The sequence below is a fragment of the Pseudomonas sp. 382 genome (assembly GCF_002759075.1).
Classification (GTDB): domain Bacteria; phylum Pseudomonadota; class Gammaproteobacteria; order Pseudomonadales; family Pseudomonadaceae; genus Aquipseudomonas; species Aquipseudomonas vlassakiae.
On sequence record NZ_PEMX01000025.1, the window covers coordinates 48,500 to 67,964 of the forward strand.

Genomic DNA, 19,465 nt, shown 5'->3' on the forward strand with positions numbered 1-19,465 from the left:
CTCGTCTGGCGCGGCAATGATATCCTTTTGCACCCCTCGCAGCCGATTGGCTGCGAATCTGCCCATATGGACATCGATCGGTTCTATTCATGAAGAAATCAGTAGGCATTCTTTGCGGCCTGGCCATCGCCATCGCCGTCGTGACCACCGCTGGCGCCTGGTACACCGGCAAGCAACTGCCGGGGGAGCTGGAAAACGCTGTCAGCCGCAGCAACGAACAGCTCAAAAAAGCCCTGGTCAGTCATGGCGGGAGCATGACGGTTGAGCTGGTATCCCTCGATCAGCATCTGTTCAGCAGCACGGCGCAGTATCGGCTCAAGGCCAAGGACATCAACCTCGGCCATGGCGAAGTGCTCAGCTTCGACCTGGGCATGACCGACCAGATCGAACACGGCCCGTTCCCATGGTCGCGGGTCAAGGCGCTGCAACTGATGCCCGTGCTGGCCGCCAGCAACAGCAGCTTGCAGAAGGATGACCTGACTGCCCCGTGGTTCGCTGCGGCAGGCGAGCAATCGCCGATCCGCGCGCATACCAGCCTGGGCTTTGCTGGCAACGTCGACAGCACCATCACCGTGGCACCGCTCAAGCACACCGAGGCCAATGGCAGCAGCCTGGACTTCTCCGGCATGACCCTGGAGGTCAGCGGTGATCAGGAAGGCAAGGCGTCGAAATTCCACGGCAGCGCGGATCGCTTCGAGATGAAGCTGGTCGGCGACGACCAGCCGCCAACCACCCTCGAACTTTCGGGCCTGAAGGTTGGCGGCAACCTTACGGCCAGCAAGCACGACGCCGTATACGTCGGCGAGGTCGACATGCTGTTGGCGCAGGCCAGGGCGACCTTGGGTGACAAGCAGCAGGAACTGGTGCTCAAGGGGCTCCAGCAGACTGTCCAGCAGACCCTGGATGGCCCCGACACCGTGGCGGGTCGCGTGGATTATCGGGTGGCTGATATCACCTGGGATGGCCGTGCGGTCGGCAATGTGCAGATGGGCGTGAGCATCAAGTCGCTCAATGCGCCGGCCTTGCAGTCATTGTCGAAGTGGTACCAGGCCCACCTGCCGGAGTTCGAAGCGGCCCAGGCTGCCGGTCAACCGGTGCCGGAAATCCAGATGGATGAGGCGGAAAAAGCCCGGTTCCACGGCGATCTGCAACAGTTGCTGGCCTCCAAGCCCAAGCTGGCGATCGAGAACCTGGCGTTGCGCACTGCCAATGGCGAGAGCCGCTTCGAACTGTCGATGGACTTTTCCAACCCGGCTTCGTTCGACCTGCCGCCAGACCAGCTGAGTAAGCAACTGATCACCGAAGTGAAGAGCAAGCTGACCTTGTCCAAGCCGATGATCGGCGACCTGGCGACCTTGCAGGCGCTGCTGGAAGGGCAGACCGATGCCCAGGCGATTGCCATGCAGTCCGGCCAGGCCGGGGAGATGGTCGGCATGATGGCGCTGCAGAGCGGCCTGGCCACCGTGCAGGGCAACGATGTGGTGTCGAGCCTGCACTATGCCGATGGCATGGTCGATTTCAACGGCAAGAAGATGACCGTCGAAGCGTTCGCCATGTTGCTGGCGGCGCATTTTGCCGCCATGCAACCGCAGGGCTGATGTTCTGCCTGTGCTGGCCTCTTCGCGGCTAAAGCCGCTCCCACAGGGATCACCTCGCGCCTGAGGTCAGCACAGGTCTGTGGGAGCGGCTTTAGCCGCGAAGAGGCCAGCACAGGCATTACAAAAACCGCTTTTGAATTCCCCAGATTGTCTGTAGCCTTCGGCGTCCGATAATAATCCGCGCCCGCAGAGGGCCGTGGCGGCACGCCTGCCGTCCGGCACCCCTAGCCGATCTGCCAGGGCCGGGTGATACACTCGATTTGACGCGCACGCGCGCCTGCAGGTCCAGCGATCATGACCCAGATTTCCGAACGCCTGTTGGTTCAGGCCCACCTTGACGCCAAGCAGCCCAACCCGCTGACCGCCGGGCAGGAGGCCGAATACCGTGCGGCCATCGCTGCCGAGCTGAAAGCCCAGAACGCCGTGCTGGTAGCCCACTATTACTGCGACCCGGTCATCCAGGCGCTGGCTGAAGAGACGGGCGGTTGCGTGTCCGACTCGCTGGAAATGGCCCGCTTCGGCAAGAACCACCCTGCCGAGACGGTGATCGTCGCGGGTGTGCGCTTCATGGGCGAAACCGCCAAGATCCTCACCCCGGAAAAACGCGTGTTGATGCCGACCCTGGAGGCCACCTGTTCGCTCGACCTGGGCTGCCCGGTCGAAGAGTTCTCGGCCTTCTGCGACCAGCACCCCGAGCGTACCGTGGTGGTTTATGCGAATACCTCTGCTGCGGTGAAGGCACGGGCGGACTGGGTGGTGACCTCCAGCTGCGCGCTGGAGATCGTCGAAAGCCTGATGGATAACGGTGAGACCATTATCTGGGGCCCGGACCAGCACCTTGGCCGTTACATCCAGAAGCAGACCGGTGCCGACATGCTGCTGTGGGACGGTGCCTGCATCGTTCACGAAGAGTTCAAGTCGCGCCAGCTGGCCGATATGAAGGCGCTGTACCCGGATGCCGCCATCCTGGTACACCCGGAGTCGCCGGAAGCGGTCATCGAGCTGGCCGACGCGGTGGGCTCGACCAGCCAGCTGATCAAGGCAGCGCAAACCCTGCCGAACAAGACCTTCATCGTCGCCACTGACCGCGGCATCTTCTACAAGATGCAGCAGCTGTGCCCTGACAAGGAATTCGTCGAAGCGCCGACGGCCGGCAACGGCGCGGCCTGCCGCAGCTGCGCGCATTGCCCGTGGATGGCGATGAATACCCTGGAGCGGGTGCTGGATTGCCTGCGGCACGGGAGCAACGAGATCTTCGTTGACCCGGCGCTGGTACCGAAGGCCATCAAGCCGCTGAACCGCATGCTCGACTTTACCCAGGCGGCTCGCCTGAAGCTCTCCGGTAACGCTTGAGATTGCTGGGGCCGCTTTGCGGCCCATTCGCGACACAAGGCCGCTCCTACAGGCGATCGCGTACCCATGCAGGAGCGGCCTTGTGTCGCGAATGGGGCGCAAAGCGGCCCCAGGATCTCAGCGGCCCATCATTTCCTGAACCATGCGCTTCTGCTCCATGATTTCGCGCTGGCGCTGGTCGATCTGCGAAGCCAGCGGGAAGTTGCCGCCCGCCCGCCGCTTGGCGTAGTCCAGCTGCTGTACCGCCTGGTCGAAATCCCCCACCAGCGTGAAGTATTCGGCGCGCGCCCGATGCAGCCCAATGGTATTGCCCGACAACCCGCGCACTTCCGCCATGTCGTACCAGACGTCCGGGTCATCCGGTCGGCTCTTGAGCAGGTCTTCCAGCACCTTCTCGGCCTCGGCGGGCTTGTTCTGCTTCACCAGCAGGTCGGCACGTACCTGTTTCAGCGGGTAGTTGGCCGGGTATAGCCCCTGCATGCGCTCGGCACGTTGCTGTGCGTCGGCCAGGCGGTTGTTGGTGATATCCAGGTCGATCTGCGCCAGGTTGTAGGTAATGTCGTTGGGCGCTTTGGCCAGCAATGGCTTGAGGTTTTCTCGCGCTTCGTTGAGCTGGCCACCCTTGATCTGCGCCAGGGCCAGGCCATAGCGGGCGGCATCGAGTTTTGGATCTTCGTCGAGCTGGGCGCGGAAGCGCTTGGCTGCCAGACCTGGGGTGCCCTCGTAAGTGAGTGCCACGCGGGCGCGGATCAGCTGGTAGCGTTGGCTGTCCTCGACGCCGCCTTTGGGCGCCTGCTCGGCGCGGTTGCGGGTGTCGGCGATACGCGATTCGGTTACCGGGTGAGTCAACAGGAATTCTGGCGGCTTGGCATCGTAGCGGTACTGGCGCGCCAGGCGCTCGAACATGGTCGGCATGTTGCGCGGGTCGTAGCCGGCCCTTTCCAGGTTCTGGATGCCCACGCGGTCGGCTTCCTGTTCGTTCTGCCGCGAGAAGCGCCGTTGTTCCTGGAGAGCCGCCGCCTGGGTACCGGCGATCATGCCGATGCCGGCATCACCGGCGCCGCCCGCCGCCAGCACGATGCCAGCCAGCAGGGCCGCCATCATCGGCAGTTGCATGCGCTGCTGGGCCTCGACACCGCGGGCGAAGTGGCGTTGCGACAAGTGCGCGAGTTCGTGCGCCAGCACCGAGGCATATTCGCCTTCGGTCTGGGCATTGAGGAACAAGCCGCCGTTGACGCCGACGATGCCGCCCGGCGCGGCAAAGGCGTTGAGTTCGCGGCTGTCGATGAGGATGAATTCCAGGCGTCGGTCCTGCAGCTGGCTGGTTTCGGCCAGGCGGTAGACGGTGGTTTCGACGTAGTCCTTGAGCTGTGGGTCGTTGAGTTGGTTGACCTGGCCGCGCAGCAGGCTCAGCCAGGCGCGGCCAAGGTCGTGCTCCTGCTTGGGTGAAACGATGGCGGAACTGGCGTCGCCCAGTGACGGCAGGTCGTCGGCGTGGCCTGGAAGGGCCATGAGGCAGGCCAGCGCCAGCAGGGTAGGGCGCAGTAGATTCATGCAGAAGCTCGCGTCGATGAAAAGCCTTACTGTAGCCGGGTCGCGCGGAGCCGACCAGTGGCGGTATGCTACCGAGCTTTCCCCAAGACTTTCTGCCTCGCCCTGGAGACGCACCCGATGAGTGACCCCCTGACCTGCGACGCCGAACTCGACGCCAGCGGGCTGAACTGCCCGTTGCCGCTGCTCAAGGCGAAGATGGAACTCAATCGCCTGGCCAGCGGTGCGATCCTCAAAGTCGTCGCCACCGATGCAGGTTCGCAGCGCGACTTCCGCACTTTCGCCAAGCTTGCCGGTCATACCCTGCTGCAAGAAACGGCCGAGGCCGGTACCTATACCTACTGGCTCCGCAAGGCCTGAGCCAACCGAAGGATCGTCAATGTTCAAAGTGCTTCGCGACTGGATAGAGCGCTACTTCTCCGATGAGGAAGCGGTGGTGCTGGCGGTCCTGCTGTTCCTCGCCTTCACCGCAGTGCTCACCCTCGGCGGCATGCTGGCGCCCGTGCTGGCCGGTATGGTCCTGGCATTCCTGATGCAGGGCCTGGTCAATGCCCTGGAGCGCATGCGGATGCCGACCCGGTTCGCGGTGATGCTGGTGTTCGCCCTGTTCATGGGGGCGCTGGCGGTGTTCATGCTGGTGCTGGTGCCGCTGCTCTGGCATCAGCTGATTACGCTGTTCAACGAATTGCCGGGGATGCTCGGCAAATGGCAGTCATTGCTGCTATTGCTGCCGGAGCGTTATCCGCACCTGGTGTCGGACGAGCAGGTGTTGCATGCGATCGAGTCGGTGCGCGGCGAAATCGGCAAGTTCGGGCAGTGGGCGCTGACCTTCTCGCTGTCGAGCCTGCCGCTATTGGTCAACGCGATGATCTACCTGGTGCTGGTGCCGATCCTGGTGTTCTTCTTCCTCAAGGACCGCGAGCTGATCGGGCGCTGGGTCAGTGGTTACCTGCCGCGTCAGCGCACCCTGCTGAACCGCGTGGGTAGCGAGATGAACCGGCAGATCGCCAATTACATTCGCGGCAAGGGCATCGAAATCCTGATCTGCGGGATCGCCACCTACATAGCCTTCATCAGCCTGGGGCTCAATTACGCCGCGTTGCTGGCGCTGCTGGTGGGGTTGTCGGTGGTGGTGCCCTACGTGGGCGCGGTGGTCGTGACCGTGCCGGTGACGTTGATCGCGCTGTTCCAGTGGGGCTGGGGCGACCAGTTCATTTTCCTGATGACGGTGTACGCGATCATCCAGGCGCTGGATGGCAACGTGCTGGTGCCGCTGCTGTTCTCCGAGGCGGTGAGCCTGCACCCGGTGGCGATCATCTGCGCGGTGCTGCTGTTTGGGGGGCTGTGGGGCTTCTGGGGGATCTTCTTTGCGATCCCGCTGGCGACCTTGATCAAGGCTGTGCTGGATGCCTGGCCTCGGCAGGAGCCGAGCGTCTCGCCGATGTTGTGAATGTAACTGGGGCCGCTTTGCGGCCCTTCGCGGGCACGCCCGCTCCCACAGGAATGGCGCCAGCTTTCAACATGTGGGCAAGACAGTTGCTGCCACAGGAATCGTGCAAGTCCTTGTGGGAGCGGGCGTGCCCGCGAAGGGCTGCAAAGCAGCCCCAGTCAAACTCAGGCTTTATTCAAGGCCTGGGCCGCTGCCAGCACGGCATCCACATGCCCCGGTACTTTCACGCCACGCCATTGCTGACGCAGTACGCCATCCTTGTCGATCAGGAACGTGCTGCGATCGACGCCCAGGTATTCCTTGCCATACAGCTTCTTCAGCTTGATCACGTCGAACAGTTGGCACAGGGCCTCGTCCTTGTCGCTGATCAGCTCGAACGGGAAGCCTTGCTTGGCCTTGAAGTTTTCATGCGACTTGATGCCATCGCGTGACACGCCGAACACCACGGTGTTGGCGGCGGCAAAGGCATCATGCTGGTCGCGGAAACCCTGGCCTTCGGTGGTGCAGCCCGGGGTGCTGTCCTTTGGATAGAAGTACACCACGACCTGCTGGCCCTTGAGCTCGGCAAGGCTGACGGTCTGGCCGCTGGTGGCCTGGGCCTGGAAGTCGGCGACGGGTTGGTCGAGAGCTACTGCCATGGTCGGTTTCCTTACATGGGGTTCTGTGGACGCCATGGCTCGATCAGCGCATCGAGGTTCAGGGCATCGGCGAAGTCCAGGAACTGGTCGCGCAGCCAGCTGATCTGCGTGCCAGCCGGCAGGATCACGGTGAACTGGGCGTTGAGCATGCTGCTGCCAGTCTGCGGCGCCAGGTAGGTATCGCAGGTCATGGCTTCGAGCTCGACGCGGTGGTCGAGGAAGAACTGGCACAGCTCGTTGATGATGTCCGGGCGATAGGCGGCGCTGACGTAGGCCACATAGGGCAGGGCCTGCGGGCGCACTTCCTGGTCGGCGCTGCGCACCACGTCGAGGGTCAGGCCGTGTTTCTTGCCCAGGCCCGGGAGCATGGCTTCGAGGCGTGCCAGGGCATCCCAGCTGCCGCCTACCTGCAGCACCAGGGCGCTGGTCTCGCCGTGGCGGCTCAGGCGCGATGTGACCACCGCGCAGCGGTTTTCGAAGGCGGCGCGGCTGAGGACGTTGGCCAGCTCCATTGGGTTGGGGCCCAAGGCGCTGATGACAAGGAATTGTTCGCGGACGGTGGGGGTGGACATGCAGCATTCCTAAAGCGATGAGCGGTCGGTGCAGGACGGGCGAAAGCCTCCTGTCGGCAGGGCCCGGGGCTCGCATGCGAGGACGTGGACGCTGGCCGGGGAGCAGGGTCGGCGGCCCGGCGGGCCGCGCTGCACCGATCAAAGGATCAAGGGTAGCGAAATAAGGCGCCGAGGGGAATGCTCCGCCCGCCTGCTTCGCTTGTGCAAGGCCGATGCCCCCAGTACCATTACCGCTCTCTTTTTCCGGCAGGAGCAGTTACATGATTGCGGGCAGTATGGTGGCGTTGGTCACACCCATGGATGCACAAGGGCGTCTGGACTGGGTCAGCCTCGACAAACTTGTAGACTTCCACCTGGAAAACGGCACCCACGCGATCGTCGCAGTCGGCACCACCGGTGAGTCGGCCACGCTCGATGTCGAAGAGCACATCCTGGTCATCAAGCACGTGGTCGAGCGCGTCAAGCGCAGCAACAAGCCGATCCCGGTGATCGCCGGCACCGGTGCGAACTCCACCACAGAAGCCGTGCACCTGACCCAGAACGCCAAGAATGCCGGCGCCGACGCCTGCCTGCTGGTCGTGCCGTACTACAACAAGCCGACCCAGGAAGGCCTGTACCAGCACTTCAAGCACATTGCCGAAGCCGTCGACATTCCGCAGATCCTCTACAACGTGCCCGGTCGCACCTCCTGCGACATGCAGGCCGAGACCGTGATCCGCCTGTCGAAGGTCAAGAACATCATCGGCATCAAGGAAGCCACCGGCGACCTGGCCCGTGCCAAGGCCATTCTCGAGGGTGTCGACAAGGATTTCATCGTCCTGTCCGGCGATGACCCGACTGCCGTCGAGCTGATCCTGATGGGCGGCAAGGGCAACATTTCCGTCACCGCCAACGTCGCCCCGCGCGGCATGGCCGACCTGTGCGAGGCCGCCCTTGAGGGCAATGCCGAGAAGGCCCGCGCTATCAACGAAAAACTCATGCCGCTGCACAAAGACCTGTTCTGCGAAGCCAACCCGATCCCTGTCAAGTGGGCGCTGGTGGAAATGGGCCTGATGCACAAGGGCATTCGCCTGCCGCTGACCTGGCTGAGCGAAGGTTGCCACGAAAAAGTCCGTACTGCCTTGCGCCAGTCCGGCGTACTGGTTTAAGAGGAAGTACACCGCATGAAGCGACTGGCTGGTCTTTCCGCACTCGCCCTGATTATTTCCAGCACCAGTGGGTGTGGCTGGCTGTGGGGCGAGGATGGCTATTTCCGCGACCGCGGCAGCGATTACCTGCAGGCGCACCCGACCGCGCCGATGCAGTTGCCGCCAGACGCCGGCAACGTCAAGCGCCTCGATCCGTTGCTGCCGATCCCGCGCAACGTCGCCGACGATCATGCCACTGGCGAGTTCGAAGTGCCGCGCCCGCAGCCACTCACCGCTGGCGCCGAAGCCAGCGACTACACCCTGCAACGCAGCGGCAGCAGCCGCTGGGTGCTGGCCCAGCATTCGCCGGCCGAAGTATGGCCGGTGGCGCACCAGTTCTTCGAGGACAATGGTTTCCGCATCGCTGACGAGCGCCCGCAGACCGGTGAGTTCAGCACCACCTGGCAGCGTTTCGACGAACTGTCGGCATCGCTCGGCCAGCGTCTGTCGAGCACTGCCAGCAGTGGCGACAGCGAAGTGCGTGTGCGTGTTCGTATCGAGCCCGGCGTGCAGCGCAACACCTCCGAGGTGTACATCGTCAGCGTCGAGCGCCCGGCCGGCAGCACCGCCGACACTGCGTTCCCGTCCACTTCGGCCAACACCGGGGCCGACGCGCTGCTGGTCGACGAAATGCTTGCCAGCATGAGCCGCAGCGCCGAGAAGGGCGGTTCGGTATCGCTGCTGGCTGCGCGTGACTTCGACGCGCCTAGCCGTGTCACCCTGAGCGAAGACGGCAGCGGCAACCCGGTGCTGTTCCTCGGCTCGGACCTGGACCGTGCCTGGTCTGGCGTGGGCCGGGCCCTGGAGCAAGATGGCCAGTGGCGTGTCGAGGACATCAACCGCAGCCTGGGCCTGTACTACATCAACCTGTCGGAAAAGCCTGACGACAAGCAGAACGAGCCTGGCTTCTTCAGCCGTGTGTTCGGCAGTGCTCCGACCAAGGAAGAGCGTGAAGCCCGCGCCGAGCGTTATCAGGTACGCCTGAGCAAGGTGGGCGAAAGCGTGCAGGTCACCGTCGAGAAGAACATCAACACCGTGGCCCCGGCCGACGTCGCCCGCCGCGTGCTGAGCGCCATTCAGGACCACCTGGGCTAAGTGCGCTTCGCGGTACTCGGAAGCGGCAGCCAGGGAAATGGCACGCTGATCGCCAGTGGTGACACGTTCATCCTGGTCGATTGCGGCTTTTCCCTGCGTGAAACCGAGCGGCGCCTGGCGCTGCTCGGGGTGTCGGCGGCACAACTGAGCGCTGTGCTGGTCACCCATGAACATGCCGACCACGTGCATGGGGTGGGGTTGCTGTCGCGGCGCTACAATGTACCGGTCTACCTCAGCCAAGGCACATTGCGCGGCATGCGCAAGCCGGTTGAGGTGGCCGGTTTTCTCGCGTGTGGCCAGCAGCTGCAGATCGGTGGGCTGGAAGTGAGCCCGGCACGGGTCGAGCACGACGCCTACGAACCGTTGCAGTACGTGTTCAGCGACGGCCGCCGGCGTTTCGGCATGCTCACCGACCTGGGGTCGTACGATGCGCTGCTGCTCGAGCGCTACCGGGGCCTGGACGCACTGCTGATCGAAGCCAACCACTGCCGCGAGCTGCTCGCGCGCGGTCACTACCCGGCCTTCCTGAAGCAGCGGGTAGGTGGCATGCAAGGACATTTGAACAATCACCAGGCTGCGCGCCTGGTGCAGGAGTTGGGCTGGAACACCTTGCAGCACCTGGTGCTGGCCCACCTCAGCAGCAAGAACAACCTGCCACACTTGGCCCGTCAGTGCTTCGTCGACACCCTTGGGTGCGACCCGGACTGGCTCCAGGTGGCGAATCAGGAACACGGGCTCGACTGGCGCGAAATCGCCTAGCCCAACACCTCAGCAAGCGGAGCCCAATCATGGAAAAACGCGACGAACTCTACCGCGGCAAGGCCAAATCGGTTTACAAGACCGACGACGCCGACCGCTTGATCCTGCTGTTCCGTAACGACACTTCGGCGTTCGATGGCAAGCGCATCGAGCAGCTCGACCGCAAGGGCATGGTGAACAACAAGTTCAATGCCTTCATCATGCAGAAGCTCGAAGAAGCCGGCGTGCCGACCCAGTTCGACAAACTGCTGGGCGACAACGAGTGCCTGGTGAAGAAGCTGGACATGATCCCGGTCGAGTGCGTGGTGCGCAACTACGCCGCCGGCAGCCTGGTCAAGCGCCTGGGCGTGGAGGAGGGCATCAAGCTGGAGCCGTCCACCTTCGAACTGTTCCTGAAGAACGACGAGAAGGGTGACCCGTTCATCAACGAATCCCACGTTGTCGCTTTCGGCTGGGGTACCGCCGAGCAGCTGGTCGAGATGAAGAAGCTGTCGCTGAAAGTCAACGAAGTGCTGAGCAAGCTGTTCGATGACGCCGGCCTGCTGCTGGTCGACTTCAAGCTGGAATTCGGTGTGTTCCACGGCCAGATCGTCCTGGGCGACGAGTTCAGCCCGGACGGCTGCCGCCTGTGGGACAAGGAAACCCGCAAGAAGATGGACAAGGACCGCTTCCGTCAGGGGCTGGGCGACGTGATCGAGGCCTACGAAGAAGTTGCCAAGCGCCTGGGCGTGCCGCTGTAACCCGCACGTTCACGCAAGCGTCTGATACCACGCGATTTTTTTGGAAAAAAGATTTGCGTTTCAAGAAAACGCTGGTATGATGCGCGGCATTGGAGAGATGCCGGAGTGGTCGAACGGGACGGATTCGAAATCCGTTGTACTGGCAACAGTACCTAGGGTTCAAATCCCTATCTCTCCGCCATACAAGATGAAGCCCCGCAGATTAACGTCTGCGGGGCTTTTTCGTTTCTGGCGTTGTTATCTTCGTTTCAGCTCACCAAGGCGTTGGCTCCAGCGCGCCAACCCCTGTTGGGGTGGTACTGCCCTCGCCATTACGCAGGAACGGCAGGTGCCAGAAGTCGTTGGGCACGATCTCGTCCCCAGGCTTGACGTTCTCCGGGAAGATGAACTCGAACACCGGTGCCACGTACTGCCCGGCAGTCAGGCCGTTGGCGACGGTCAGCCGGCTGGCGTTCTGCAGGCAGCTATCGACACCCGGTTGCGCAAGGGTGTTGGTGGGGACACACAGTGAACGAGCGACCACCCGCAAGGTACGGGTTGGCTGGCTGAGCAGGCCGGTCGGCGCCTTGGACGCACGCAACCGTGCGCGTTGTGGTTGTGGGCCTACGTTTTGCGTGGTGATCCCGCCTGAGGCGCCGGCGCAGGTGGGCGCCAGGACGGCGGCAGGGTCGCATTCCCCGGTCATTTCAAACGGCGTGATCCAGCGGTTGCGCTGTACACCGGTGGCTGGGTCGACATCGATCAGGTAGATGTCCACCGGGGTCTTGACGTCGGTGGTTTCGGCTTCGAGGAAGATCCGGTCCTGGGTTTCCTGGGCTGCACCGTTGACTGCTACCGCAGCCGGGTCTGCAGTGCCGACGCCGAATTCGCCAATGGCCAGATAGCTGGGCTGAGAGCCCGGTTGGGTATAGATACCGAGGTTGGCCTCGATGGTGTGAGCGGAAATGAAGTCCGGCACACCGGCCGTAGTCGATTTGAACAGCGTGCCGGAGTAGGTAATGAAGTCGCCGACTTCAAAGGGTACTTGTTGCGTCGGGTCCGGGTCGGTTGCGGTCCGTGTCGGGTCACTGAAGCGCTTCATGACGAACTGGCTGCAATACAGCTGGCCAGCCTTCGGTGGTGTCAGTTCACCGGATGCAGGCAACGCTACGCCGGCCTGGGCAAAGTTGCGGCAGTTGTTGGTTGTGGTTGGAGTGACCACTTTCGGCCGGTTTTTCTGAGGGCACAGCGGGTCATCACCGGTACGTGGCACGCACATCGGGTAACCCGTGGCCGAGTGAATGGTCGGGTTGGCGTCATCTACCGAAAAGCGAGGATCGGGGCTCTGGGCCCGACCGAAACGCCCGTTGGGGTCATTGATCTGCAAGATGGTCGGTTGCGGCGAGTTGGTACTCGTCACTTCTATGTTGCCGGTGGTCTGGTCAATCCTGCTGATATAACCACTGCCGACCTGGGCCGATTGCTGGGAGACAAAGATCAGCCCGGCAATTTGTTTGCCGGCGACGGTATTGCCGACAACATGCACTTCAAACGATGGGTAAGTGGCCGGTAGCTGTTTAAGGCCCAATGGGCCGCCGTGTACGAAGTCCGCCCAGGTGAGTGTATTGGCGGGCATCTGGATGACCGAGTTGCAGGGCACGGTAATAGTTGTGCCGTTGACCACAACCGTACCGCCCAACCGGTCCGGGCTGCTGGTATTCGGGCAGTTGCTGTTGCTGCTGTCGACGGTCATGTCCTGAATGAAGCCGGTGATATCGAAGCCATGAATGGCCAGCGGGTCGGCAAAGATCGGGTCAGGAAGGGTGGGCGTTGTGAAAGGTGATGTCGTGCCCTTGACCGGTTTGTCGGTCCCGCCCTTGGCCCAGGCGTCGCCGGGCGAAGCAACAGTCAATGCCAGTGCGGCGAACATTGCACCTGCCAGCAGTGCCGGTTGAGCGAACAGCGTATTGAGCCGCGCTTGAGCGAGGGCTGCGACCGAAGTCTTGAGTCCTGCAGATATGCTCATAATGGTCTCCGAAATGCTTCCAGCCACGTTGCAAGCATTCGATCCACCGTTAGAGGGCTCGTGTTGCACGAGTGCCTGTGCAAAAACTACGGAGCGATACGGATATCGAATAAACGGCTCGAGCAGGGTAATGCCCATCGGTCTCGGGCGGCGATGAACTGGCCGGTTCAGGACATGTTCGCCAGAGAGTTCCTTGAGCCATATCGGTCAAAGCACGTGTTGTGCCAGTGCCGGTTTGCAAAGTGAACCCCGAAAAAACTATTACTAATTGTAAAAATTTTATTGGCAGTGTGCTGCGTCGTTATCGGGACTGCCCACGTTTGGGTGGTGTATCGCCGTTATTGGGGAAATGGCGTTTGCTGTTTGGGGGAAAACGGATTGACTGTTGATAAAAGTGATTTGCCGGATAAGGCACCCGTTGTCGATGGCTAATTGCGACTTGGATCCAATGCCTGGGTTCTGTATCATCCCGCCGCCATCAGAAAGATGGTCGAAGATGAAGCATTTAAAGGACTTAGTATGAAAAAGCTGTTCAAGGCCACTGTCGCCGTTGCTGTCGTATCCGGCGTTGCCCTGCTGTCGGGCTGCACTGGCCAAGTCTACAACCAGCAGAAAAACTGCTCGTACGACTACCTGTTCCACCCTTCGGTTTCCATCTCCAAGGTCATCGGTGGCTGCGGCCCTATCGATAAACTGCCTCAGCCGCAGTAAGCCTGGTGATCTCCAGATCTCGCCGCTAGTGGCCTGATCCGACGCCCCCGGTCATGCAGATGGCCGGGGGTTTTTGTTGCCCGAAAGCTTTTGCGGTGGGCGAAAATCACTGAGACAACCCGTCGCGTTGACCCCCCAGCGGCAATTTGTTTGTGCTGGCATTTCGGTTACAATCGGCGAAACGATTCAGCCTGGTCGGTCAATTCGACAAAAGCCTGAGTCGTTTTCTGGTTCTCTGGCTGCTGAACAATCATTAACAACAAGCCTGCGCTGAAGAACAAGGAACACTCTGGGCCAGCCACAGGTCCACCCTCCGTTCTACTGACTGGAATTGATAAATGTTCAAGAAAGCTGGCAAGACCTTGCTGGGTCTGGCTGTCGCTGCGAGCTTCATGCAAGCGCACGCCGCAGAAACCAAGAAAGTCGATGTGCTGCTGGTCGGCGGCGGCATCATGAGCTCCACCCTGGCCGTGTGGCTGCACGAGCTGGAGCCGAGCTGGTCGATGGAAATGGTCGAGCGCCTGGACGGCGTCGCCGAAGAAAGCTCCAACGGCTGGAACAACGCCGGTACCGGCCACTCCGCGCTGGCCGAGCTGAACTACACCCCGGAAGACAAAGACGGCAACGTCAACATCGCCAAGGCCATCGAAATCAACGAAGCCTTCCAGATCTCCCGCCAGTTCTGGTCGTGGCAGGTTCGCCAGGGCGTGCTGAAGAACCCGCACTCGTTCATCAACACCACCCCGCACATGAGCTTCGTCTGGGGTGATGACAACATCAAGTTCCTCAAGAAGCGTTACGACGCGCTGCAGGCCAGCCCGCTGTTCCGCCCGATGCAGTACTCCGAGGACCACGCGCAGATCGCCAAGTGGGTCCCGCTGATGATGGAAGGCCGTGACCCGAACCAGAAGCTGGCTGTCACCTGGACGCCAATCGGCACCGACGTCAACTTCGGCGAAATCACCCGCCAGTTCGTTGGCCACTTGCAGACCCAGAAAGGCTTCGACCTGAAGCTGTCCAGCGAAGTGCAGGACATCACCCGCAACGAAGACGGCTCCTGGCACGTCGAGTACAAGAACCTCAAGGACGGTACCGAATCGGCCACCGACGCCAAGTTCCTGTTCATCGGTGCTGGCGGCGGCGCACTGAAGCTGCTGCAGAAGTCCGGTATTCCAGAAGCCAAGGAGTACGCAGGCTTCCCGGTGGGCGGTTCGTTCCTGGTGACCGAGAACCCGACCGTGGCCATGCAGCACATGGCCAAGGCCTACGGCATTGCCTCGACCGGCGCGCCACCCATGTCGGTACCGCACCTGGACACCCGCGTGCTGGATGGCAAGCGCGTGATCCTGTTTGGCCCATTCGCCACCTTCTCGACCAAGTTCCTGAAGAACGGCTCGTACCTGGACCTGCTGAGCAGCACCACCACCCACAACGTGTGGCCGATGACCAAGGTCGGTATCGACCAGTACCCGTTGGTCGAGTACCTCGCTGGCCAGCTGATGCTGTCGGATGACGACCGCTTCGAAGCGCTGCGCACCTACTTCCCGAACGCCAAGAAGGAAGACTGGAAACTGTGGCAGGCCGGTCAGCGCGTGCAGATCATCAAGCGTGACGAAGAGAAGGGTGGCGTGCTGAAGCTGGGTACCGAAGTGGTGGCTTCCCAAGACCGCACCATTGCCGGCCTGCTGGGCGCCTCGCCAGGTGCTTCGACTGCTGCGCCAATCATGCTCAACGTGCTGGAAACCGTGTTCAAGGAAAAAGTCGCTACCCCTGAGTGGCAGGCCAAGATCAAGCAGATCGTACCGAGCTACGGTACCAAGCTGAACGATTCGGCAGCGGCTACCCAGAAAGAGTGGAACTACACCGCTGAAGTGCTGCAACTGGAGAAACCGCCGGTGATCGACGAGAGCGTCGGCACCAGCGTTGCGCCGAGCCAACCGGTTGAAAGCAAGCCAGCAAACGACATGGCGCTCTGATCGGGCGGCGATGTGGGTTCGCGAAAGCCACGGGTGACCCCCGTGGCTTTTTTTATGGGCGTTTCGGCAGGTCGCTGTCGACGACGAGGTCCTGCAGCACCTCCGCCAGGTTGAGGTCGATGGCCAATGCCAGGAAACTCACATCACCCTCGGCACTGACGGGAAAGACCTTCGCCTCGGTGGCAGCCCTGAGTACCACCTGATCGCCGTGCATGACGTGTATTTGCGAGCCGTCGGCCAGCTCCAGATTCAAGCTTCCCGAGGTGGCGAAAAGCAGCAGGTCGGTGCATGGGCTCAAGTGCGCGGCCGCATGCAGATGGCGATATTCCGCAATCCAGCCATCGCGCAGGAACGTCTTGCCCAAGGCGTAGGTCAGCGAGCATTCCAGCGACAGGTCAGCCATTTCCTCAATCACCTGGTCACGAGGAACCTTGGGCATCAGGCGGGAAAATTCACTCAGGTTGGTCAGCGTGACTTTCCGGCGTGCAAGGCTCATAACTGCTTCCTTTTCACAACCGCACCTCATGCCAGGAGCGTGATTGCCACATGCCCGGCGACACCGGCACACACACTGTAGATCAGGCTGCGTGACCAGTAGGCGACGATGACCACCGGGATCGCTGCCAGCAGGTCGGCATTCAGGCCCAGCAATGAGCCATCCTTGGCCACCAGCAGGGCGGGTACGGTGATGCTGGCGATGATTGCCACCGGCAAGTATTCAATGACGTCATTGAACAGCTTGGGAGATTTCTCCATCTTCAGCAGAAAGGGTGTCGCACGGGTGAGATAGGTGATGGCAGCCATCAGCATCACGGCTGCGATCAGGTAGTTCTTTTCAGGCATAACCCTGCTCCACAGCCTACGGCGGTTGCGATGAATACGTTCAAGGGCGACGGTGCGTACATGTTCAACAGGCAGGTGGTGACGATCACCACCAGGGCGATGAGCGCTTTGGTGAGGTTGCTGCACAGCGATATCAGCACGAAGATCATCATTGCCGTCAGGGCATAGTCCAGCTTGAACTGGGAGAACCGGTTCAATGCATCCGAGGCCACCGCGCCAAACACCGCGCCGGCGATCCAGCTGGCATGGCAGTAGGTATTGAACTGCAACAGATAGCCCGCCGAGGTCGGCCTGCCGTTTTCCAGGCGTTGGCTATGAAAGGCAAAGGACTCATCGGTCAGGCCGAAAGCGTACAGCAGCTTCTGTGGCTTGCTGATCGGCAGTTGTGCGCTGCGTTTGGACATGTACATCGCCATCAGCATGTGCCGCGAATTGATCAGCAAGGTCGACAAGGCAATGGTGATCAGCGGCGCGCTGGTGGTCATCAGGGCCAGTGCGGCGAACTGCGCCGCCCCGGCATAGACGAACAGGCACATGGCGGCCGGCAGCCACAAGGGCAGGCCGGCATTGATGCACATGACACCAAACACGAAGCTGACGACGAAATAGCCGGTAATGATCGGCAGGGCGTCGACCAGGCTTTCCTTGCGCGTGGCGGATAGCAGCACCGACGAGGTCACAGGTCGACCTCGCAGGTGATTTCACCACATGTCTGCAGAAAGCCTTGTTTCTGCCAGAAGCTCAGTGCCTGGGTGTTGTCATTCTCAACGAACAGGAACACCCGGCGAATGCCGTGCTGGCGGAAATCACTGAGAATCGAGTTGGCCAATGAAGTGCCGATCCTGCTCTGGCGATAGTCCGGCTCCACGGCCATGTGATTGATGGTGCCTCGCGTGCCCATCAGTCCGCCCGCGACCGCGCCGACGATGGCCCCGGTCTGGTTCTCGGCCACGTAGCAATAGGTGTGCTCGGTGCCGAGCAAACCTTTGAGCAGCCCTTCGTCCTGCCAGTCGCAGAATGAGGTCTCTTCGAAGCGGCGGAAGAAGTCGACGATCTTGCGCGCATGGAAGGGCGTGGCTTTCTTGATGCTCAGGCCATTGATGTGTTCGGCCGGGAACAGTTTTGGCGCCGTGCCGATGCAACTAGTCGATAATGTCATGCTCGCTACCCGGTCGAGAGAAGGAAATGGCAATGATCTGCCGGTAGCCCATTTCGGAATGGCTCGGGTTGATGGCCGGCGTTACATAGTGCTGAAGTTCGCGGTCGAGGAAGTAAGTAGTGTCGAGAATATTCAGGTAGGTGCCGGAATCGATAACATTGGACTGTTTATCGTAAATCTTGCTGGTAGCACCTTCGACATTATGACGGCCCCAGAAGTGCACACCGCTGAACGGGTAACCGTCACAGTGAATACCTTCAGGTGTGATTTCGATCTGCGCCCCGGGTTTGATCTCGATACGGATCTGATGCACCTGGCACTGCCAGTTGACGGTATGCAGGTCTTCCGGCAATACGGCCTTGTACACGTCGAAATCCAGCCGAATCAGCGCCCGCAGGATCGGTGAGTTGAATACATCGGCGCCGATGTCATCGAAATGACGCGCCATGCCGCCGACGTAGGCGTTGTGGGCCTCGGATTGTTCGTAGGCGCGGTGGCTGAGTTGGTTCAGTTCGCCGGTGACCGGGTTGAAGTCGAAATCACTGTAACGGCGGTAGCGCGTGCCCTTGTCGGCCTGACCGTAATAACGGTCGACGCCCATGGTTTCCCAACTTTTGGAAAACTCGACGAACTCCTTGAAGCCGCCGGTCAAGGCATAATCGCTGCCCATGACATTGACCGTCTTGTTTTGTCGCAGGGCAGTTTCGATGTTTCTGTTCAGTGTCAGCATGGCCATCTCTTCTTATTCAAAAGCTGGCAAAAATCTAACAGTTGGCTTGCGCGGAGAAACTTCACTTTTTTTTCAGGTGCCTCAACCGTTGCTTGCTACCCGGGCCGCGTGCACCATAAGCGGGCAGACAGTGCAAGGCCTTGTGCGTTATCCTGTTGGCCTTTTGTTGCCGGACTGCGTCAGCAAATCGGGGAGGGAGATTGAATGGACATCAAGGTGCTAAAGAACATCGTGAACGTGGCTCGAACGGGGTCGATCACCGATGCGGCCGAACAGGTTCACGTTACGGTCCAGGCCTTGGCCGCTCAGTTGAAAAAGCTCGAGGATCATTGCGGCTTCAAGTTGTTCGACCGCACCAACAAAGGGGTATCGCTGACCCAGGAGGGCGTGGGCATCCTGCCGCACGTTCTGGAAATCGTCCGTTCTTCGGAGCGCATGCAACTGAAGATCAATCAGTTGCGCCAGAGCCGCAATCAGCGCCTGCCTCTGCGCGTTGCCTTGAACAGCACGTTGTCCATGGAAATCAACCAACAGATCATGGGCGGGGTGGTCAGCAAGCTTGCAGGCTACAACCCGATCTTCAGTTGCTCGGAATCGCCCGACAACCTGACCAAGCTGGCCAAGGACGAAGCCGACATGGTGGTGGTGCTGGGCGACAGCGTGCCTGAGAACTACCATTCGCTGCCGCTCAAGGGGTTGCGTATCGAAGTCGTCGCCTCGTCATCCAGTAACGACCGTGCACCTGCCTGCGCGGTGATCAAGCCGTTGCCCGAGTGCCCTTATTCCTCGATCTTTTCCCGCTTCGCCGAGCGCCGGCCCGGCATGCTGGACGCCGCCACCGTGTTCCATTCCGGCAGCGAGATCGTCAGTGTTTCCATGATCAAGAGCTTTGGCGGCGTCGGCGTGCTGTCGCGTGCCGTTGCCGAAGCCAATGACCTGTTCATCTGGCCTGGCTTCTCTGATTTTCTCGATGTGTACCTGGTCATGAAAGAGCCGTGGATCATCGAAGAAGAGTTTCCGCTGTTCTGTGCGGCGCCCACCCCCATACGCAGCTTTGACGCCATCAGCGCCTGACCTTGCCGGCGTGCCGGGGCGGCA

Annotated in this window: 20 protein-coding genes and 1 tRNA gene; 12 read left to right on the forward strand and 9 right to left on the reverse strand. The window is 61.2% G+C overall.

Annotated features, from left to right (window positions below; genetic code table 11):
* Nucleotides 1–89 precede the first annotated feature (89 nt).
* On the forward strand, nucleotides 90–1,598 hold the full coding sequence (locus tag CQW31_RS22610; RefSeq protein ID WP_099815434.1) for a YdgA family protein: 1,509 nt from the start codon (nucleotides 90–92) through the stop codon (nucleotides 1,596–1,598).
* Between the two features lie 294 nt (nucleotides 1,599–1,892).
* A complete protein-coding gene (gene nadA / locus CQW31_RS22615) occupies nucleotides 1,893–2,951 on the forward strand; it encodes a quinolinate synthase NadA (protein WP_054883380.1) in 1,059 nt (352 codons plus the stop codon).
* 117 nt (nucleotides 2,952–3,068) lie between these two features.
* Here the strand turns inward: nadA and CQW31_RS22620 are convergent, their stop codons facing one another.
* Nucleotides 3,069–4,505 carry a M48 family metalloprotease gene (locus CQW31_RS22620; RefSeq protein ID WP_099815435.1) on the reverse strand — a complete coding sequence of 479 codons (1,437 nt, stop codon included), beginning with the start codon at nucleotides 4,503–4,505 and terminating at the stop codon, nucleotides 3,069–3,071.
* A gap of 117 nt (nucleotides 4,506–4,622) precedes the next feature.
* Here CQW31_RS22620 and CQW31_RS22625 point away from each other — a divergent pair, with 117 nt between their 5' ends.
* Complete coding sequence (locus tag CQW31_RS22625) at nucleotides 4,623–4,862, forward strand: sulfurtransferase TusA family protein (RefSeq protein WP_054883378.1); 240 nt, start codon at nucleotides 4,623–4,625, stop codon at nucleotides 4,860–4,862.
* Nucleotides 4,863–4,881: 19 nt separating this feature from the next.
* Nucleotides 4,882–5,952, forward strand: a complete 1,071-nt coding sequence (locus tag CQW31_RS22630; RefSeq protein WP_054883377.1) for an AI-2E family transporter — start codon at nucleotides 4,882–4,884, stop codon at nucleotides 5,950–5,952.
* A 164-nt stretch (nucleotides 5,953–6,116) separates the two neighbouring features.
* On the opposite strand, the gene CQW31_RS22635 is transcribed toward CQW31_RS22630, so the two are convergent.
* A complete protein-coding gene (locus tag CQW31_RS22635) occupies nucleotides 6,117–6,590 on the reverse strand; it encodes a peroxiredoxin (RefSeq protein ID WP_054883376.1) in 474 nt (157 codons plus the stop codon).
* An 11-nt stretch (nucleotides 6,591–6,601) separates the two neighbouring features.
* Nucleotides 6,602–7,162 carry a glycine cleavage system protein R gene (locus tag CQW31_RS22640; RefSeq protein WP_013973793.1) on the reverse strand — a complete coding sequence of 187 codons (561 nt, stop codon included), beginning with the start codon at nucleotides 7,160–7,162 and terminating at the stop codon, nucleotides 6,602–6,604.
* Nucleotides 7,163–7,422: 260 nt separating this feature from the next.
* Here CQW31_RS22640 and dapA point away from each other — a divergent pair, with 260 nt between their 5' ends.
* From dapA to CQW31_RS22665, 5 genes are all read left to right on the forward strand, one after another.
* The gene (gene dapA / locus CQW31_RS22645) at nucleotides 7,423–8,310 is read left to right on the forward strand and encodes a 4-hydroxy-tetrahydrodipicolinate synthase (protein WP_054883375.1); all 888 of its coding nucleotides are present in this window, start codon (nucleotides 7,423–7,425) and stop codon (nucleotides 8,308–8,310) included.
* Nucleotides 8,311–8,325: 15 nt separating this feature from the next.
* Nucleotides 8,326–9,444 (forward strand): outer membrane protein assembly factor BamC, encoded by a 1,119-nt coding sequence (gene bamC, locus CQW31_RS22650; protein ID WP_099815436.1) that lies wholly within the window; start codon nucleotides 8,326–8,328, stop codon nucleotides 9,442–9,444.
* The gene (locus CQW31_RS22655; protein WP_054883373.1) at nucleotides 9,445–10,203 is read left to right on the forward strand and encodes an MBL fold metallo-hydrolase; all 759 of its coding nucleotides are present in this window, start codon (nucleotides 9,445–9,447) and stop codon (nucleotides 10,201–10,203) included. It begins immediately after the preceding gene.
* 29 nt (nucleotides 10,204–10,232) lie between these two features.
* On the forward strand, nucleotides 10,233–10,943 hold the full coding sequence (gene purC, locus CQW31_RS22660; RefSeq protein ID WP_011535129.1) for a phosphoribosylaminoimidazolesuccinocarboxamide synthase: 711 nt from the start codon (nucleotides 10,233–10,235) through the stop codon (nucleotides 10,941–10,943).
* 91 nt (nucleotides 10,944–11,034) lie between these two features.
* Nucleotides 11,035–11,124 (forward strand) — tRNA-Ser (locus CQW31_RS22665).
* Between the two features lie 72 nt (nucleotides 11,125–11,196).
* On the opposite strand, the gene CQW31_RS22670 is transcribed toward CQW31_RS22665, so the two are convergent.
* Nucleotides 11,197–12,948 carry a hypothetical protein gene (locus CQW31_RS22670; RefSeq protein WP_099815437.1) on the reverse strand — a complete coding sequence of 584 codons (1,752 nt, stop codon included), beginning with the start codon at nucleotides 12,946–12,948 and terminating at the stop codon, nucleotides 11,197–11,199.
* A 519-nt stretch (nucleotides 12,949–13,467) separates the two neighbouring features.
* Between CQW31_RS22670 and CQW31_RS22675 the strand changes: the two genes are divergently transcribed.
* Together CQW31_RS22675 and mqo are read left to right on the forward strand one after the other, a co-directional pair.
* Entirely contained in the window at nucleotides 13,468–13,659 is a 192-nt protein-coding gene (locus tag CQW31_RS22675; RefSeq protein ID WP_008097338.1) for a DUF4223 family protein, read from the forward strand.
* Nucleotides 13,660–13,997: 338 nt separating this feature from the next.
* Nucleotides 13,998–15,635 carry a malate dehydrogenase (quinone) gene (gene mqo, locus CQW31_RS22680; protein WP_054883371.1) on the forward strand — a complete coding sequence of 546 codons (1,638 nt, stop codon included), beginning with the start codon at nucleotides 13,998–14,000 and terminating at the stop codon, nucleotides 15,633–15,635.
* A gap of 52 nt (nucleotides 15,636–15,687) precedes the next feature.
* On the opposite strand, the gene CQW31_RS22685 is transcribed toward mqo, so the two are convergent.
* Genes CQW31_RS22685 through CQW31_RS22705 form a run of 5 tightly spaced genes read right to left on the reverse strand, consistent with a single transcriptional unit; the run spans nucleotide 15,688 to nucleotide 18,367 of the window.
* The gene (locus CQW31_RS22685) at nucleotides 15,688–16,131 is read right to left on the reverse strand and encodes a hypothetical protein (protein ID WP_054883370.1); all 444 of its coding nucleotides are present in this window, start codon (nucleotides 16,129–16,131) and stop codon (nucleotides 15,688–15,690) included.
* Nucleotides 16,132–16,157: 26 nt separating this feature from the next.
* A complete protein-coding gene (locus CQW31_RS22690) occupies nucleotides 16,158–16,478 on the reverse strand; it encodes an AzlD domain-containing protein (RefSeq protein WP_027918627.1) in 321 nt (106 codons plus the stop codon).
* Nucleotides 16,457–17,158 carry an AzlC family ABC transporter permease gene (locus CQW31_RS22695; protein WP_212632436.1) on the reverse strand — a complete coding sequence of 234 codons (702 nt, stop codon included), beginning with the start codon at nucleotides 17,156–17,158 and terminating at the stop codon, nucleotides 16,457–16,459. The genes CQW31_RS22690 and CQW31_RS22695 overlap by 22 nt, the downstream gene beginning before the upstream one ends.
* A complete protein-coding gene (locus CQW31_RS22700) occupies nucleotides 17,155–17,637 on the reverse strand; it encodes an N-acetyltransferase (protein ID WP_054883368.1) in 483 nt (160 codons plus the stop codon). Before CQW31_RS22700 ends, CQW31_RS22695 begins: the two co-directional genes overlap by 4 nt.
* Nucleotides 17,621–18,367 carry a 2OG-Fe dioxygenase family protein gene (locus CQW31_RS22705; protein WP_054883367.1) on the reverse strand — a complete coding sequence of 249 codons (747 nt, stop codon included), beginning with the start codon at nucleotides 18,365–18,367 and terminating at the stop codon, nucleotides 17,621–17,623. The genes CQW31_RS22700 and CQW31_RS22705 overlap by 17 nt, the downstream gene beginning before the upstream one ends.
* A 204-nt stretch (nucleotides 18,368–18,571) precedes the next feature.
* On the opposite strand from CQW31_RS22705, the gene CQW31_RS22710 reads away from it, so the two are divergent.
* Entirely contained in the window at nucleotides 18,572–19,441 is an 870-nt protein-coding gene (locus tag CQW31_RS22710; protein WP_054883366.1) for a LysR family transcriptional regulator, read from the forward strand.
* The last annotated feature ends 24 nt before the right edge of the window (nucleotides 19,442–19,465 follow it).

Bases quoted from the DNA above. Each gene is read 5' to 3' on its own strand.
- purC (WP_011535129.1), top strand. From the start codon at position 10,233: ATGGAAAAACGCGACGAACTCTACCGCGGCAAGGCCAAATCGGTTTAC.
- CQW31_RS22700 (WP_054883368.1), bottom strand. From the start codon at position 17,637: ATGACATTATCGACTAGTTGCATCGGCACGGCGCCAAAACTGTTCCCG.
- CQW31_RS22635 (WP_054883376.1), bottom strand. From the start codon at position 6,590: ATGGCAGTAGCTCTCGACCAACCCGTCGCCGACTTCCAGGCCCAGGCC.
- CQW31_RS22685 (WP_054883370.1), bottom strand. From the start codon at position 16,131: ATGAGCCTTGCACGCCGGAAAGTCACGCTGACCAACCTGAGTGAATTT.
- CQW31_RS22710 (WP_054883366.1), top strand. From the start codon at position 18,572: ATGGACATCAAGGTGCTAAAGAACATCGTGAACGTGGCTCGAACGGGG.
- CQW31_RS22630 (WP_054883377.1), top strand. From the start codon at position 4,882: ATGTTCAAAGTGCTTCGCGACTGGATAGAGCGCTACTTCTCCGATGAG.
- CQW31_RS22705 (WP_054883367.1), bottom strand. From the start codon at position 18,367: ATGCTGACACTGAACAGAAACATCGAAACTGCCCTGCGACAAAACAAG.
- bamC (WP_099815436.1), top strand. From the start codon at position 8,326: ATGAAGCGACTGGCTGGTCTTTCCGCACTCGCCCTGATTATTTCCAGC.
- CQW31_RS22670 (WP_099815437.1), bottom strand. From the start codon at position 12,948: ATGAGCATATCTGCAGGACTCAAGACTTCGGTCGCAGCCCTCGCTCAA.
- CQW31_RS22625 (WP_054883378.1), top strand. From the start codon at position 4,623: ATGAGTGACCCCCTGACCTGCGACGCCGAACTCGACGCCAGCGGGCTG.
- CQW31_RS22690 (WP_027918627.1), bottom strand. From the start codon at position 16,478: ATGCCTGAAAAGAACTACCTGATCGCAGCCGTGATGCTGATGGCTGCC.
- nadA (WP_054883380.1), top strand. From the start codon at position 1,893: ATGACCCAGATTTCCGAACGCCTGTTGGTTCAGGCCCACCTTGACGCC.
- mqo (WP_054883371.1), top strand. From the start codon at position 13,998: ATGTTCAAGAAAGCTGGCAAGACCTTGCTGGGTCTGGCTGTCGCTGCG.
- CQW31_RS22620 (WP_099815435.1), bottom strand. From the start codon at position 4,505: ATGAATCTACTGCGCCCTACCCTGCTGGCGCTGGCCTGCCTCATGGCC.
- dapA (WP_054883375.1), top strand. From the start codon at position 7,423: ATGATTGCGGGCAGTATGGTGGCGTTGGTCACACCCATGGATGCACAA.
- CQW31_RS22640 (WP_013973793.1), bottom strand. From the start codon at position 7,162: ATGTCCACCCCCACCGTCCGCGAACAATTCCTTGTCATCAGCGCCTTG.
- CQW31_RS22675 (WP_008097338.1), top strand. From the start codon at position 13,468: ATGAAAAAGCTGTTCAAGGCCACTGTCGCCGTTGCTGTCGTATCCGGC.
- CQW31_RS22610 (WP_099815434.1), top strand. From the start codon at position 90: ATGAAGAAATCAGTAGGCATTCTTTGCGGCCTGGCCATCGCCATCGCC.